The organism is Streptomyces sp. NPDC007983, assembly GCF_042958345.1.
In the GTDB taxonomy this organism is placed as follows: domain Bacteria; phylum Actinomycetota; class Actinomycetes; order Streptomycetales; family Streptomycetaceae; genus Streptomyces.
Genome location: NZ_JBIBJI010000012.1, coordinates 134,465 through 149,038 on the forward strand (window position 1 = coordinate 134,465; position 14,574 = coordinate 149,038).

Annotated in this window: 13 protein-coding genes and 2 pseudogenes; 4 read left to right on the forward strand and 11 right to left on the reverse strand. The window is 72.9% G+C overall.

Translation table 11 applies throughout. From position 1 onward, the window contains the following. Positions 1-42: 42 nt before the first annotated feature. Positions 43-918 (forward strand): NmrA family transcriptional regulator, encoded by an 876-nt coding sequence (locus ACFZCY_RS30895; RefSeq protein ID WP_391180499.1) that lies wholly within the window; start codon positions 43-45, stop codon positions 916-918. On the opposite strand, the gene ACFZCY_RS30900 is transcribed toward ACFZCY_RS30895, so the two are convergent. From ACFZCY_RS30900 to ribA, 4 genes are all read right to left on the reverse strand, one after another. After that, the gene (locus ACFZCY_RS30900; RefSeq protein ID WP_391180502.1) at positions 893-3,031 is read right to left on the reverse strand and encodes a molybdopterin cofactor-binding domain-containing protein; all 2,139 of its coding nucleotides are present in this window, start codon (positions 3,029-3,031) and stop codon (positions 893-895) included. The two genes, ACFZCY_RS30895 and ACFZCY_RS30900, sit on opposite strands and share 26 nt — an antisense overlap. Continuing rightward, positions 3,028-4,029, reverse strand: a complete 1,002-nt coding sequence (locus ACFZCY_RS30905; protein WP_391180505.1) for an FAD binding domain-containing protein — start codon at positions 4,027-4,029, stop codon at positions 3,028-3,030. The genes ACFZCY_RS30900 and ACFZCY_RS30905 overlap by 4 nt, the downstream gene beginning before the upstream one ends. Further along, the gene (locus tag ACFZCY_RS30910; RefSeq protein WP_391180508.1) at positions 4,026-4,577 is read right to left on the reverse strand and encodes a 2Fe-2S iron-sulfur cluster-binding protein; all 552 of its coding nucleotides are present in this window, start codon (positions 4,575-4,577) and stop codon (positions 4,026-4,028) included. The genes ACFZCY_RS30905 and ACFZCY_RS30910 overlap by 4 nt, the downstream gene beginning before the upstream one ends. A 116-nt stretch (positions 4,578-4,693) precedes the next feature. Beyond that, a complete protein-coding gene (gene ribA, locus ACFZCY_RS30915; protein ID WP_391180511.1) occupies positions 4,694-5,371 on the reverse strand; it encodes a GTP cyclohydrolase II in 678 nt (225 codons plus the stop codon). 121 nt (positions 5,372-5,492) lie between these two features. Between ribA and ACFZCY_RS30920 the strand changes: the two genes are divergently transcribed. Together ACFZCY_RS30920 and ACFZCY_RS30925 are read left to right on the forward strand one after the other, a co-directional pair. Next, the gene (locus ACFZCY_RS30920; RefSeq protein ID WP_391180514.1) at positions 5,493-6,269 is read left to right on the forward strand and encodes a creatininase family protein; all 777 of its coding nucleotides are present in this window, start codon (positions 5,493-5,495) and stop codon (positions 6,267-6,269) included. After that, positions 6,266-6,907: pseudogene (locus ACFZCY_RS30925) on the forward strand (RibD family protein); the annotation flags it as partial. The gene ACFZCY_RS30920 and the pseudogene ACFZCY_RS30925, both read left to right, overlap by 4 nt. Positions 6,908-7,177: 270 nt before the next feature. Here ACFZCY_RS30925 and ACFZCY_RS30930 read toward each other — a convergent pair. The 5 genes and pseudogenes from ACFZCY_RS30930 to ACFZCY_RS30950 form a co-directional block, all read right to left on the reverse strand. After that, positions 7,178-8,017, reverse strand: a pseudogene (locus ACFZCY_RS30930) (lysylphosphatidylglycerol synthase transmembrane domain-containing protein); the annotation flags it as partial. Beyond that, the gene (locus ACFZCY_RS30935) at positions 8,014-8,862 is read right to left on the reverse strand and encodes a methyltransferase domain-containing protein (RefSeq protein ID WP_391180516.1); all 849 of its coding nucleotides are present in this window, start codon (positions 8,860-8,862) and stop codon (positions 8,014-8,016) included. The pseudogene ACFZCY_RS30930 and the gene ACFZCY_RS30935, both read right to left, overlap by 4 nt. Beyond that, complete coding sequence (locus tag ACFZCY_RS30940) at positions 8,859-9,929, reverse strand: glycosyltransferase (RefSeq protein ID WP_391180782.1); 1,071 nt, start codon at positions 9,927-9,929, stop codon at positions 8,859-8,861. Before ACFZCY_RS30940 ends, ACFZCY_RS30935 begins: the two co-directional genes overlap by 4 nt. An 83-nt stretch (positions 9,930-10,012) precedes the next feature. Further along, a complete protein-coding gene (locus tag ACFZCY_RS30945) occupies positions 10,013-10,411 on the reverse strand; it encodes a 6-carboxytetrahydropterin synthase (RefSeq protein WP_391180519.1) in 399 nt (132 codons plus the stop codon). Between the two features lie 166 nt (positions 10,412-10,577). Next, positions 10,578-11,564, reverse strand: a complete 987-nt coding sequence (locus ACFZCY_RS30950; RefSeq protein WP_391180522.1) for a zinc-binding alcohol dehydrogenase — start codon at positions 11,562-11,564, stop codon at positions 10,578-10,580. 160 nt (positions 11,565-11,724) lie between these two features. Here ACFZCY_RS30950 and ACFZCY_RS30955 point away from each other — a divergent pair, with 160 nt between their 5' ends. Further along, positions 11,725-12,552 (forward strand): CDP-alcohol phosphatidyltransferase family protein, encoded by an 828-nt coding sequence (locus tag ACFZCY_RS30955; RefSeq protein ID WP_391180525.1) that lies wholly within the window; start codon positions 11,725-11,727, stop codon positions 12,550-12,552. A gap of 33 nt (positions 12,553-12,585) precedes the next feature. Here the strand turns inward: ACFZCY_RS30955 and ACFZCY_RS30960 are convergent, their stop codons facing one another. Together ACFZCY_RS30960 and ACFZCY_RS30965 are read right to left on the reverse strand one after the other, a co-directional pair. Continuing rightward, positions 12,586-13,983, reverse strand: a complete 1,398-nt coding sequence (locus ACFZCY_RS30960) for a SpoIIE family protein phosphatase (protein WP_391180528.1) — start codon at positions 13,981-13,983, stop codon at positions 12,586-12,588. A 358-nt stretch (positions 13,984-14,341) separates the two neighbouring features. Beyond that, a complete protein-coding gene (locus tag ACFZCY_RS30965; protein WP_391180531.1) occupies positions 14,342-14,527 on the reverse strand; it encodes a hypothetical protein in 186 nt (61 codons plus the stop codon). Positions 14,528-14,574: the final 47 nt, after the last annotated feature.

A 14,574-nucleotide genomic window follows, 5' to 3' on the forward strand; every position in this document is an offset into this window, starting at 1 on the left:
TCGGCCATGTCCCGTCTCACCGCAGCCCAGTTGACTGTTCGCATGACAACACCGCACACAACACGGCAACGCCCGACCGTCCTGGTGCTCGGCGGCACCGGAAAGACCGGCCGCCGGGTCGCCGAGCGGCTGACGGCCGCCGGACGGCCCGTACGGATCGGCTCCCGCGACGGCGAGCCGCGCTTCGACTGGGAGGACCGCGCCACCTGGGCGCCCGCGCTGCGCGGCACCGGCGCGGCGTACCTCGCGTACTACCCCGACATCGCCGACCCGGGCGCCGCCGCCACCCTCCGGGCCTTCGCCGAACAGGCCGTCCGGGGCGGCACCCGGCGGCTGGTGCTGCTCTCCGCGCGCGGCGTGGACGCGACCCTGCCCGCCGAGCGGGCGGTGGCGGTGGACGGCGCCGAGTGGACCGTCATCCGGGCGAGCTGGTTCTTCCAGAACTTCAGCGAGGGCATCCTGCGCGACGGGGTCCTCGGCGGCGAGATCGTCTTCCCCGCCGGGGACGTCAAGGAGCCCTTCGTCGACGCCGACGACGTCGCGGAGGTCGCGGTCGCCGCCCTGACCGGGGACGGGCACGCGGGGCGGATCCACGACCTCACCGGCCCGCGGCCGCTGACCTTCGCCGAGGCCGCCGCGGAGATCGCCCGGGCGAGCGGACGCGAGGTGCGCTACGCGCCGGTCTCCGTGGCGGAATACGGGGCGACACTGGGCGGCCACGGGCTCCCGGACGACCTCGTCACCTTCCTGACGGAGCTGTTCGGCACGCTCCTGGACGGCCGCAACGCGCGGGTGACCGACGGCGTCCGCCGCGCCCTCGGCCGCGCGCCGCGCGACCTCGCCGACTTCGCGCGCGAGGCGGCGGCGGACGGCGCGTGGGGCCGACCAGGGGTCAGGGCAGCAGCTTGTCGCAGGTGATCGGCAGATCGCGCACCCGCACGCCGGTCGCATGGTGCACGGCGTTGGCGATGGCGGCGGCGGTGCCGACGATGCACACCTCGCCGACGCCCTTGGAGCCCATCACATTGGTGTGCGGGTCCGTCTCGTCCACCCAGTGCGCCTCGATCGTGTGCACATCGGCGTTGGCGGCGATGTGGTACTGCGCGAAGTCCTGGTTGACCACATGGCCGAAGCGCGGGTCCAGCACGCTGTGTTCGTACAGCGCCATCGAGACGCCCTGCGTCATGCCGCCCAGCAGCTGGGAGCGGGCGGTCCTGGGGTTGATGACCCGGCCCACGTCGAACATCCCGAGCAGCCGCGGCACCCGGATCTCCCCGGTGTCCGCGTCCACCCGGACCTCGGCGAACTGCGCGCCGAAGCTGTGCATCGCGTACCGCTCGGCGTCGGGGTTCACCGGCATGTCGGCGGTGACCTCCAGGCCGTCCGGCGGAACCACATCGCCGTGCTCGGTCGCAAGGAGCGTGCGCAACCGGCGGGCGGCCTCAGCGAGCGACGAGCCCCAGCTGTTGATGCCGGAGGAGAAACCGGCGGGGGAGGCGTTCGGCAGGGTGGTGTCCCCGATGCGCAACTCCACCCGTTCGACCGGCACGCCGAGCGCGTCCGCGGCGATCTGGGTGAGCGCCGTCCAGGTGCCGGTGCCCAGGTCGGCGGCGGCGATCAGCGCCGTGTAGTGCCCGTCAGGGGTGACCCGGACCGTCGCCGCGTTGCCCGGGAGGCGCGGCGAGGGGTAGGTGGAGGCGGCCACGCCGGTTCCGATCAGCCAGCGGCCCATCCGGCGCGCCCGGGGCGTCGGATCGCGCCGCTCCCATCCGGCACGGCGGGCGCCCTCGCGCAGACAGGCCACCAGATGGCGGCTGGAGAACGGCAGTCCGGACTCGGGATGGACGTCCGGCTCGTTGCGGACGCGGAACTCCACCGGGTCCATGCCGCACGCGAGCGCCATCTCGTCCATCGCCGACTCCAGCGCGAACATGCCCTGCCCCTCGCCCGGCGCCCGCATGATCGTCGGCACCGGGATGTCCAGCGGGGCCAGCCGGTGGGTGGTGCGCCGGTGCGGGGCGGCGTACATCAGCCGGGTGCACACGGCGACCTGGTCGGCGTACCCCTTGGCCCGCGCGGTCTGCTCGACCACGTCATGGGTGACGGCGGTGAGCCGGCCCTCGGCGTCGGCGCCCAGCCGGATCCGCTGGATCGACGCCGGGCGGAAGCCCACCAGCGCGAACATCTGCTGTCGGGTCAGCGCGAACTTGACCGGCCGGCGCACGGTCCGCGAGGCCATCGCGGCGAGCACCGCGTACGTGTGCGGATACACCTTCGACCCGAAGCCGCCGCCGACGTGCGGGGACACCACCCGCACCCGTCCCTGTCCGAGCCCCAGGGTGGCGGCGATCAGATCGCGGCTCATCGTCGCGCCCTGGGTGGAGCAGTACACCAGCAGCTCGCCGTCGGTCCAGGTGACCACGGCGGTGTGCGGCTCCATCGGGTTGTTGTGGTACATCGGCGTGGTGTACCTGGCGTCCAGCACGGTGTGCGCGGCGGCCAGCGCCGTATCGGCGTCGCCGACGACGCTGTCGGCGGGGGAGCCGTCCTGGAGTTCGCCACCGCCCTGCCCGAACTGGGCCGCGTCCACCGGCTTGTACAGGTCGTCGCGGTCCTCGCGCAGCGCCACATCGGGCGGGCGCTGCTCGTAGGTGAACCGCACCAGGCCCGCCGCGTACCGGGCGGTCTCCGGGGTCTCCGCGACCACCGCGCCGGTGAACTGCCCGCGCCAGGCCACCTCGTCGGACTGCAGGACCGCCAGCTCCGGATCGCCCGTCACGGTCAGCCGCGGCGCGGTGAGATGGGTGAGCACGGCCAGCACCCCCGGCTCGGCCTCCGCCGCGGCGGTGTCCACCCCGGTGATCCGCCCGGCGGCGATGGTGGCCTGCAGCGGATGGAGATAGGCGGGGTGCTCGACGGGCCACTCGAAGGCGTAGGTGGCGGTGCCGGTGACCTTCTGCGCGCCGTCGATCCGGCGCAGCGGCGCGCCGACCGCCCGCGGCCGCTCCCTGACCTCGCTGACCTCGCTCATCGGGCGACCTCCAGCAGATCGAGCAGCGTGGCGACGAGGGTGTTGCGGGCGAGCGCCACCTTGAAGGCGTTGCCCGGCAGCGGGTCCGCCTGGGCCAGTTCGGCCGCGGCGGCGTCCCGGAAGCCGTCCCACGTCGCGGGCGCGCCGCGCAGCGACTCCTCGGCCTTCCACGCCCGCCACGGTTTGTGCGCCACACCGCCGAGCGCGATGCGTACGTCGCGTACGGTCCCCCCGTCCGCGACGTCCAGCGCGGCGGCGACCGACACCAGCGCGAAGGCGTACGAGGCGCGGTCGCGCACCTTGCGGTAGCGGGAGGTGGCGGTGAAGTCGGGCGGCGGCAGCTCCACGGCCGTGATCAGCTCCCCGCGCCGCAGCACCGTGTCCCGCTCGGGGGTGTCGCCCGGCAGCCGGTGCAGCTCGGTCAGCGGGACGCGCCGCTCGCCGTTCGGCCCCTGGGGGCCCTGGACGCACACCACGGCGTCGAGCGCCGCCAGCGCGACCGCCATGTCGGAGGGGTGGGTGGCCACACAGGAGGGCGAGGCGCCGAGGATCGCCGTATCGCGCTGATAGCCCTCCAGCGCCGAACAGCCCGACCCCGGCTCGCGCTTGTTACATGGGGTGGTCACGTTCTGGAAGTACGGGCAGCGGGTGCGCTGCAACAGGTTCCCGCCGGTGGTGGCGAGGTTGCGCAACTGGCCCGAGGCGCCCGACAGCACGGCCTGCGAGAGCACCGGATAGCGCCGCCGGACCCGCCGGTCGGCGGCCAGATCGCTGTTGGGGACGGCGGCGCCGATGCGCAGGGCCCCGTCCGGCAGCTCCTCGATCCGGTCCGAGGTGAGCCGCCGGACGTCGACCAGCACCTCCGGGGTCGCCACCTCCAGCCGCATCAGGTCCACCAGGTTGGTGCCACCGGCCAGATACGCCGCCTCCGGCTCCTCGGCCAGCGCGGTCACCGCCGCCGACACGGTGTCGGCATGCTCGTAGCGGAAGGGCTTCATCGGCGTGTCCCCTCGTCCCGGTGTGCCACGTCGGCGATGGCCGGGACGATGTTGGCGTACGCGGCGCAGCGGCACAGGTTGCCGCTCATGCGCTCGGCGATCTCCTCGTCGTCCAGCACCACGTCGGCGGCGTTCGGATCCTTGGCCACGGCGCTCGGCCAGCCCGCCGCCGCCTCGCGCAGCATGCCCACCGCCGAGCAGATCTGGCCGGGGGTGCAGTAGCCGCACTGAAAGGCGTCATGGGCGATGAAGGAGCGCTGGAGCGGATGCAGGCCGTCGCCCTCGCCGCGTTCCCCGTCGCCGCCGTTCATGAGACCGGCGGCCGTGACGATGTCGGCGCCCTGGTGGGCCACCGCCAGCGCCAGACAGGCGAGGGCGCGGCGGCCGTCGAGCAGGATGGTGCAGGCCCCGCACTGGCCATGGTCACAGCCCTTCTTGGGGCTGGTGTTCCCCAGCCGCTCGCGGAGGGCGTCCAGCAGGGTCGTACGGGTGTCGACGGTGAGCCGGTGGTCCGTACCGTCCACCCGGAGCGTGATCTCCACGTCCATGCTTCACATCATCGGACATATGTGCACTGATCGCCTGTTCTCGCCTCAGTGCATCGGTGGCGCCGACGGCGCGGCAGGCCCGCCGCGCGGTCGGCGCCACCGGCTCCGCGCGCTGTTCAGGACCGCTCGGCGCCGCCGTCGACGGACGTCAGCACACCGTCCAGATGCGGCAGGTAGTGGTCCATCCGCTCCCGCTTGGTCAGCAGGTAGGGCAGGTTCTCCTCGCACGGCTCGATCAGCAGCGGAACCTGTTCGCTGATCTTGATGCCGTGGCGCAGCAGCGCCTCCCGCTTGCGCGGGTTGTTGGAGAGCAGCCGTATGGAGCGCACCTCGAGGTCGTGCAGCATCTCCGCCGCCACCTGGTAGTCGCGGGCGTCGTCCGGGAGGCCGAGCGCGAGGTTGGCCTCGACCGTGTCCAGGCCCTCCGCCTGCAGCTGCATCGCCTGGAGCTTGGCCAGCAGGCCGATGCCCCGGCCCTCGTGGCCGCGGAGGTAGACGAGGATGCCCCGCCCCTCGTTCACGATGGCGCGCAGCGCCGCGGACAGTTGGTCGCCGCATTCGCAGTGCCGGGAACCGAAGGCGTCTCCGGTCAGGCACTCGGAATGCACGCGCGTCAGTGCGTCCTCGCCCTTGACGTCGCCGTATACCAGCGCGATCTGTTCATCTCCGCGTTTGTGGTCCTGGTAGCCGAAAGCGAGAAAATCGCCGTGCACGGTGGACAGCCGGAGATTCACCACTCGTTCGACATTCGATCGACGAGCGCTGTCGACCAACACGCTATCACTTGCTGTCATGTTGCAACCCTATCTGGTGAACGCCGGGTGGCGTAGGGGAAAATGGGAAAGTCGGCCGGGTGATTGGCCGCGCATCCGTAGCAGGAAGCACGCAGCACGAAGAACGAAAGGCCGGAAGAACATGAGCGATTCGGAAACGCCGGACCAGTGGGCCTCGGGGCTCCTGCCGCCGACGACCACGGAGGAGGTGCGGGCCCGGCGGGCCGGTGTCGCCGTCCTGCCCATCGGCAGCTTCGAGCAACACGGCGCGTATCTCCCGCTGGTGACGGACACGGTCATCGCCTGCACCATCGCCCGGGAGATCGCCGCGGCGTATCCGGTCCAGCTCCTCCCGCCCGTCACCGTCTCCTGCTCGCACGAGCACGCGGACTGGCCGGGCACCGTCTCCATATCCGCCGCGACCCTCTACTCCGTGGTGCGCGACATCGCCGGATCGCTGCGCCGCTCCGGTATCGGTTCGCTGATTCTGGTGAACGGGCACGGCGGAAATTACGTCCTGCGCAACATTGTTCAGGAATCCGCCGGCACCGGTACCCGCATGGCGCTTTTCCCGGGCTCGGCCGACTGGGACACGGCCCGCGGCAGGGCCGGTGTCCTGACCCCCTCGTACAGCGATATGCACGCCGGGGAAGTGGAGACCTCCATCCTGTTGCATGCCCATCCCGAACTCGTCCGTCCCGGTTATGAAACCTCCGATTGTCTCGCCGACAACCGGAAGCATCTGCTGACCCTCGGTATGGCCGAGTACACCGGGTCCGGAGTCATCGGCCGCCCTTCCCTGGCATCCGCGGGGAAGGGAAAGGAACTACTCGCCGCGCTCACCGAATCCTTCGCCGAGTACCTTTCCGTCGTCGGCGAGTCGGTTGTCGGCGAGCGACAGGAAACGGAGACGCGATGACGACCCTGGACACCGCACAGGCGTGGGAGCGGCTGTGCTCCATACGGACCGTGGCCGAGGCCCGGGCCGCCGGACTGGTGCGCGGCGCGGACGGCGCCGTGCGCTGGTCGCGGGACGCCACCCCGGGGGCGGACGAACTCGCCGACCGCTATCTGCCGCTCTGCCTGGCCGGGCCGCGGCTGACGATCGCCCAGCTCGGGCAGAGCCTCGACGGTTTCATCGCGACCCGCACCGGCGACGCCGACTACGTCACCGGCGAGGAGGACCGGTGCCATCTGCACCGGCTGCGCGCCCTCACCGACGCCGTCGTGGTCGGGGCCGGGACCGCCGTCGCGGACGACCCCCAGCTCACCGTGCGCGCCTGCTCCGGACCGCATCCGGTGCGCGTCGTCCTCGATCCCCACGGCCGGGTACCTCCGCATCGCCGGGTCTTCACCGACGGCTCAGCGCCGACCCTGTGGGTGGTGGGGGCGGACGCCCACGACGGGCGGACGGCGCCGGACGGCGTTGACGTACTGACCCTGCCGGACCGTGCCGCGTTCACGCCGCAGCGCCTGGTGGAGGCGCTTGCGGCGCGTGGCCTCGGCCGGGTGCTGATCGAGGGCGGCGGCGTCACGGTGTCGCGCTTTCTGCACGACGGCGCGCTGCACCGGCTGTACGTCACCGTGGCACCGGTGCTGCTCGGCGACGGCATCCCCGGGCTGCGCTTCGACGGCACCCCCGTCATGCGCGACGCCCTGCGGCCCCGGACCCGCCGGGCCCGCCTCGGCGAGGACACCCTCTTCGAACTCGACCTGGGGACGCCGCAGCCGGACGGCCCACTGCCCGACCAGCACACCCAGACCGGGCAGGCTCGCGGCGAAGGTGAGCACCCCGTACACGACGGCGACCGTCAGCCCCTGCGCGGCGCCCAGGCCCGCGGCGCCGAAGGCCCACGCGGTGACGCCCTCGCGGGGGCCCCAGCCGCCGACGTTCAGCGGCAGCGCCATGGCGAGCAGGGCCAGCACCATGATGGGCACCAGCCGGGCCGCCGGGGCGGTTGATCCCGCCGCCCGCGCGGCCAGCAGGAACATCCCGAGATAGCCCGCCAGCACCACCGCGGACGAGATCACGACCCCCGGCCAGCTCGCGCGGGCCAGCAGCCCGAGCCGCGCCTCGCTGAGCGCGGCGCGCAGCGCCCGGCGCCCCCGCGAGGTGCCGGGCCCGCGGCGCAGCCGTACGACGGCCACGGCCCCGAGCCCGCACACCGCGATCAGCGCGGCCGCGGCGCCGGGCGTCGTGGCCACGGCGTGGAGCACCCGGCCGGTCTCGGACAGGGCGAGGGAGGGCCGGGCGAACAGCAGCGCCACGCCGGCCATCACCAGCACCACCTGACCCGCGGTCCGCTCCAGCACCACGGCGCGCACACCCCGGGCCACATCGCCCTCGGTCCGCCCGTGTCGTACCGCGCGGTGCACATCGCCGAGGACGCCGCCGGGCAGCGCCGCGTTGAGGAACTGCGAGCGGTAGTAGTCGCCGACGGCCTGGACCAGGGGCAGCCGGATGCGCAGCGCCCGCGCCACCACACACCAGCGCCAGGCGCTGAACACGGTGGTCAGCAGGCCGAGTCCGAGGGCGGCCAGCAGGGTGAGGCCGTCGATGCGGCGCACGCCCTCCAGGAAGGCGCCGGTGCCCATCTGCCACAGCAGCACCGCGATGATGGCCGCCCCGGCGAGTGTGCCGAGCCGCGCCCGGATCGACGCGCTCATGACACTCCACCCGTCGGCCCGGGGCTCACCGGCCGGGGCAGCGCGAGCAGATCGTCGTGGTGCACCACCACCCGCAGCTCGCCCGCCGCACACTCCGCCAGCCGCCGCCGCAGATACGTCTCGGCACGGGGTTCCAGATCCGGCCGGTGCTCCACCGCAGCGCCCACCCAGCCCCGCAGCCACTCCGCCGCCAGCGCGGACTCCCCGGGCCCCAGCAGCCAGGGGCTGGCGTGCGTCCGTACCGTCGCGCCGTGCCGGGCGAACGCCTCGGAGGCCACCGCGACGGCGTCCGGCCCCAGCAGGCCGGAGCGGCGCTGATGGGCGTTGAACGCCTCCGCGATCTCCGCGTCCAGCGGATCCTCCGGGGCCAGCTCGACCCGCCCCGCCACCGACAGCGCCAGCAGCACCGGACACCCCGCCCCGGCACAGGCCGCGGCGAGCCCTTCCATCTCCTCCGCCGTCAGCACATCCAGCAGCGCCGAGGCCGTCACCAGCGACGCGCCCACCAGATCGTCCGTGGTCAGCGAGCCCAGGTCACCGCGGCGCGTGCGCACCGTGACCGGGCTGCCGTCGGCGGCCGTACGGGGCGCCCGCTCGGCGGCCAGCTCCAGCAGACCGGGATCGTGATCGTGCAGCACCCACTCCTGCGGGCCGTCCAGCCGGGGCGCGAGCCACCGGCCCAGGGAACCGGTGCCGCAGCCGAGGTCGTGGATCACGCGTACGGTGCCCTCGTCCGGGCGGGTACGCAGCGGCTCCAGCAGTTCGGGCGCGCGGGCGGCGGCGTCCGCGCCCTCGCGCAACTCCAGCCACTCGGGCGCGTATCGAGGCGTATCGGTGGTGGTCACGCGGCCCTCCGGGGTTCGCGGCGAAGTCGTTCCAGCGCACCGGCCAGATCCGTTGCGGTCGTCCGCCAGCCGTCCAGCGCGGTGCGCCGGCCGCGGGCGGCCGTGATCAGCCGGCGGCGTACATCGGGATCGCCCAGCCAGCGGCGCAGCGCCGCCCCGAGCGCGGCCGGATCGTCCGGCGGTACGAGCAGGCCCGGCACACTGCCCTCGGGCGCGTACCCAAGCGCCTCCGGAATCCCGCCCACGGCGGTGGCCAGCACCGGAACGCCGTGCGCCAGCGCCTCGGTCACCACCATCCCGTACGTCTCGGCGTACGAGGCGAGCACCAGCAGATCGGCACCGGCGTAGCTCGCCTCCAGCTCAGCGCCGCCGCGCGGGCCGGTGAGCCGCACCCGGTCGCCGAGCCCGGATGTCCCGATCAGCTCGCGCAGCCGGTCCACATAGCCGGGGTCCTGCTCCAGAGCGCCGACGCACTCCAGCGTCCACGGCACGTCGGAGACCTCGGCCAGCGCCTCCACCAGCCGGAGCTGGCCCTTGCGCGGGGTCACCGAGGCGACGCACAGCAGCCGCGTGCCCTCGTCCGTGCCGGCCGCCTGCGGCGCCACATCGGCCCCGGGCGCCGCCACATGGACCCGGCCCGGGGCCAGCCCGTGGTGCGCCACGAGCCGGCGGGCCGCCCAGCCGCTGGTGGCCACGACCGCGGGCACCGCGTTCAGCGTCTTGCGCTCCAGCGCGTCCAGGTCCGCCGCCCGGCCCGGGGCGAGCCCCGTCTCCTCACCCAGCGGCAGGTGCACCAGCACCGCGAGCCGCAGCCGTTCCGCCTCGGGAACGACGAGGTAGGGGACGGCGCAGGCGACGAGGCCGTCGAGGAGGACGATGCTGCCGTCCGGCAGCTCCGCCAGCAGCCGGGCCAGCTCCGCGCGCGCCGCGGGCCCGGCCTGCGGCCAGCCGCCCGCGATCGTGTGCTCGTGAACCTCCCAGCCGATGCCGGGCAGCTCCCGGCAGATCCGCCGGTCGTACGTATTGCCGCCGCTCGGCGTGGCCGGGTCGGCCACCCCGCCGGGCATGACGACATGCACCGCGCGCAGCGGCGGCGGGACGGCACCGCCGCCGATACCCAGCAGGCTTCCGGGGCTCTCCACGTGCGCGGTCACAGCTCACGCTCGTAACTCGCCCAGGCGACATGCGATTCGTGCAGGGTCACCTGGAGCCCGGACAGGCCGCGCGCGCCCTCGCCGAGCGCCCCGGCGTGCACCCGCTCCGCGAGCCGGTCGGCGATGACCTTGGCCAGGAACTCGGTGGAGGTGTTGATCCCCTTGAAGGCGGGCTCGTCATCCAGGTTGCGGTAGTTGAGGTCGCCGACCACCGAGCCCAGTTCCTGGGTGGCCAGTCCGATGTCGACGACGATGTTGTCGTCGTCCAGCGCGGCACGCCGGAAGGTGGCGTCCACCAGGAACGTGGCTCCGTGCAGACGCTGCGCGGGTCCGAAGACCTCTCCGCTGAAGCTGTGGGCGACCATCAAGTGATCGCGGACGGTGATGCTGAACAACGGCCCTCCCGGTCCGGCTGGCACATCTCGGCTTCTAGTACGGCCGATGCCTTCCCCGTGTTCAGCCCCAGCTCAGCCTTGTTCGGACGGGTTTTCGCGCCGCGCTCCACCCCGCGACGACCGCGCCCTCACCGTCCGCTCTCCTGGCGTACCCTTCCGGCACACCTCACCGCAACGCACCCTCGTACCGCACCCGGTGGCACAGCCCCGGCAGCTCACCGGCGGCGATCCGGGCCATCACCCCCGGCAGCTCCTCGAACGCGCATTCCCCGGTGACCAGCGCGTCCAGCGCCGGGTCGGCGAGCAGTTCCAGCGCGAGCGCCAGCCGGTCCGCGTAGCCGCGGCGGCCGCCCCGGGCCGGGGACACCGTCCCCACCTGACTGCTGCGCACGGTCAGCCGCCGGGAGTGGAACGCCTCGCCGAGCGGCACGCTGATCCGGCGGTCGCCGTACCAGCTCAGCTCGATGACCGTGCCCTCCGGGGCGAGGAGTTCCAGGGAGCGGGCCAGCCCGGCCTCGCTCGCGCTGGCGTGCACCACGAGATCCCGGTCGCCCTCGGCGTCCTCCGGCAGCGCGAAACCGACACCGAGCGCCTTGGCGATCTCAGCGCGCGCCGGGTCGGCGTCCACCAGCTGGACCCGTACGGCCGGATAGCGGGCCAGCAGCGCCGCGACCGACGCCCCGACCATCCCCGCCCCCACCACCGCGATCCGGTCCCCGAGCAGCGGCGCCGCGTCCCACAGGGCGTTCACCGCGGTCTCCACCGTCCCGGCCAGCACCGCCCGCTCGGCGGGCACGCCCTCCGGCACGGGCGTCACGGCGCTCGCCGGAACCACGTACCGCGTCTGATGCGGGAAGAGACAGAAGACCGTACGGCCGACCAGCTCCCGTGGCCCCTCCTCGACCACCCCCACATTCAGGTAGCCGTACTTCACCGGCCCGGGGAAGTCGCCCTCCTGGAACGGCGCCCGCATCGCGCCGTACTGGCTCTCCGGCACCCCGCCCCGGAACACCAGCGCCTCCGTGCCGCGGCTCACACCGGAGCACAGCGAGCGCACCACCACCTCGCCCTCCGCGGGCTCGGGCAGCACCACATCCCGTATCCCGCCGTGACCGGGGGAGTCGAGCCAGAAAGCACGGGCGACGCGCTCCATCGGCGTCCTCCTCATGGAATCGAGCAGAATCTCTGCGCTGAGCAACGGGCCGCACATCACGCTGAACAAACGGGGGATGCGCCACGTACGGGACATCATCAAGCCGCGCACACGGTACGCGGCACCATTCGACACTGTCACACAGCCGGAGGGGTGCCCGGTGGCCCTGAACCACACACACAACGCGAGGCTGTTGCGGCAGGAGACGGCCGCCGGCGCGGGCGTGCAGATCCTCCTGCTGACGCTTCTGGGCGCCTCGCTCGGCCTGGGACCCGCGGGCTGGCTCACGGGCCTCGCCTTCGCGGCCGTCACCTGGGCCGTGCTCACCCGCGCCGTCTCCCGCTCCTGGCTGTCCTCCTTCGGGCCCGCCAACCGCGTCACCCTGGCCCGGGCCACCCTCGTCGGGGGCGTGACCGCGCTGGTCGCCGACTCCTTCACCAACCCGCCCCGGGTCGTGGTCCTCACCGCGCTCACCGCGGTGGCCCTGATCCTCGACGCGGTCGACGGCCAGGTGGCCCGCCGCACCGGAACCTCCTCGCCGCTGGGCGCGCGGTTCGACATGGAGGTCGACGCCATCCTCATCCTGGTGCTCAGCGTCTACGTCGCCACCGCGCTGGGCCCCTGGGTGCTGCTGATCGGTGCCATGCGCTACGCCTTCGTCGCCGCCGCCCGCTTCCTGCCCTGGCTGAGCGCGCCCCTCCCGCACAGCATGGCCCGCAAGACGGTGGCCGCGCTCCAGGGCGTGGCCCTCCTCGTGGCCGCCACCGGTCTCCTCCCGGCCCCCGCGGACCTCGCGGTCGTCCTGCTGGCGCTGACCTCGCTGATCTGGTCCTTCGCCCGGGACATCGGATGGCTGTGGACCACCGCCCGGGCCGCGGCCCGGACGCCCCCCGCACCTGCCGTCACCCGCGTCGCCCGGATCGCACACCTCGCCCGCCCGGTGCCCCGCGTGGCCACCGAGGAGCCGCTCCCCGCGCGCAGCGCGTGAGCGCCCTCCCGGCGCTCCCGATTCAGCGCGTCCTCACTCCTGCGACCAGCGGGCGACGCGCACCTGCTCGGGCCGCGGCGGGAGAAGCCAGGTGGCGATCCTGTCCTGGGGAATGCCGTGGAGGCGGGCCATGAGCACCGCGGCGTCGTCGTGATGGCTGTCGGGGCGCTGTCGCCATAGGAGGGCGTCGCATGCTTCCTCCAGCGAAAGGTGGGGGGCCGTGAGGCTGCGGCGCACGGCGAACAGTCCCTCCTCGATGTCCTTCTCGCGGGTCTCCACCAGACCGTCGGTACACATGAGGAGAAGGCTGCCGGGGTCGATGGACAGCTCCAATGTGTCGAAGGCGATGCTTCCCACACCGATCGGCGCGCTGACGGGCACCTCGAGCAGTTCGTCCTTGCCGTCCGGGCTGACCAGGATGGGTGGCAGGTGCCCGGCACTGGCAAAGGTGGCCCGGCGGGCGAGGGGATCATAGATGCCGTACAGACAGGTGGCCAGGATCGTGTGGTCGAGCCCTTGGGCGAATTGATCAAGGCGCAGCAGCAACTGCGCGGGGGCAAGGTCCAAGGTGGCGAGGGCTTTGACCGCGGTGCGCAGTTGGCCCATCGCCACGGCCGCGTGCAGTCCATGGCCTGCCACATCACCGATGACCAGGCCGACCCGGTGGCCGGGCAGCCGGATGGCGTCCAGCCAGTCGCCGCCCACCTGTGTGGTGGGGCTGTACGGGCGGTACCGGTAGGCGATTTCCACCCCCGGCAGGTGGGACGGCAGCATGGGCAGGAGACTGCGCCGCAACACGGCTGACGTTCTGGCCTGGTGGCGGTAGAGGCGGGCGTTGTGCAGGGACAGGGCCGCCCGCTGGGCCATCTCCTGGCAGGCGGCCAGGTCCGCCGGGACGAACGCGGGGCGCTCCGGTTTGCGTCCGAAGACCAGGAAGCCGAGAACCGAGTCCCGCACGGTCAGCGGCACCAGCATGACGGAAGAGTCAGTGAGCACCGACCGCGCGGATGGGCTGTCGAGCTCCGCCGGCAGCTTCCGCAGGATGTCCTGGTCGACCCGGGGGATGAGGACAGGCTCGATGAGTGCGAGAAACCGGGCCATGGCTGTGCCGGATGAGTAGGCGAACGTCTGCCCCGCCTGAAGTTCCTCCCCGCGCCCCGGATCGTCATGGTGGACCGCGGCCACGCGGTGCATCACCGAGGCGGCCTGCGGATTCCGTGCGATGGAGTCGTCTTCCGATGCGGTTACGTGATCGTGGAGATGGACCGAAGCGAAGTCGGCGAACCCCGGAACAGCCGAGGCGGCCAGGAGATGAGCCGCGCGGTCGAGGTTCAACGTGGTGCCGATGTCACTGATCGTCCGTTGAAGGAACGCCAGCCTGGCCGCCTCTCCCTCCATGTGTGCGTCGGCCGTATCGTGCCGATCGGGCACGCTGCGGTTCGGAACGCTCTGTGGTGCCTGCAACTAGGCCCCCTTGACGTGGTGTCGGGCAGCGGTGGCGCCCCTGTGACGACGAGGAGATTGGCGACCGACGCGCATCCGTAAAGGGCCCGGATCGTCCGACAAGACCGTATCGCCTGAATCGCTCCAAGGTGGTCACTCGAAGGAGTGGTCTCACGGGGAGAGAAGTGACGCATGCCTCGCCGTCCGGTCCGGCGGCGCAGGTCTGCGTCATTGGACGACGACGGTGATCGTGCCGATGCCGCCTGCGCGCTGGTTCGCCGCTTCGGCTTCCTGGTAGGTGACGTACTGGCGGACGGTGCCGTCCGGCAGGGTGCGAGGGTCACGGTCACACCGGCGGGATGCACGGCCGCAGGGTGGCAGTCGAGGTGACGGTGGTGCCGCCGACGACGGCAGTCGCCTGGTAGGTGGTGTTGATGATCTGCAGGAGGGCGAGGTTCACCGGGAGGGTGGCGGTGCCCGTCGCGTCGGTCGTCGCCGTCCCCACGGGCACACCGCCCACGAGGAACTGCACCGGAAATACCCGCGGCCGCCGGTGTCACCGTGGCCGTCAGTGTGGTC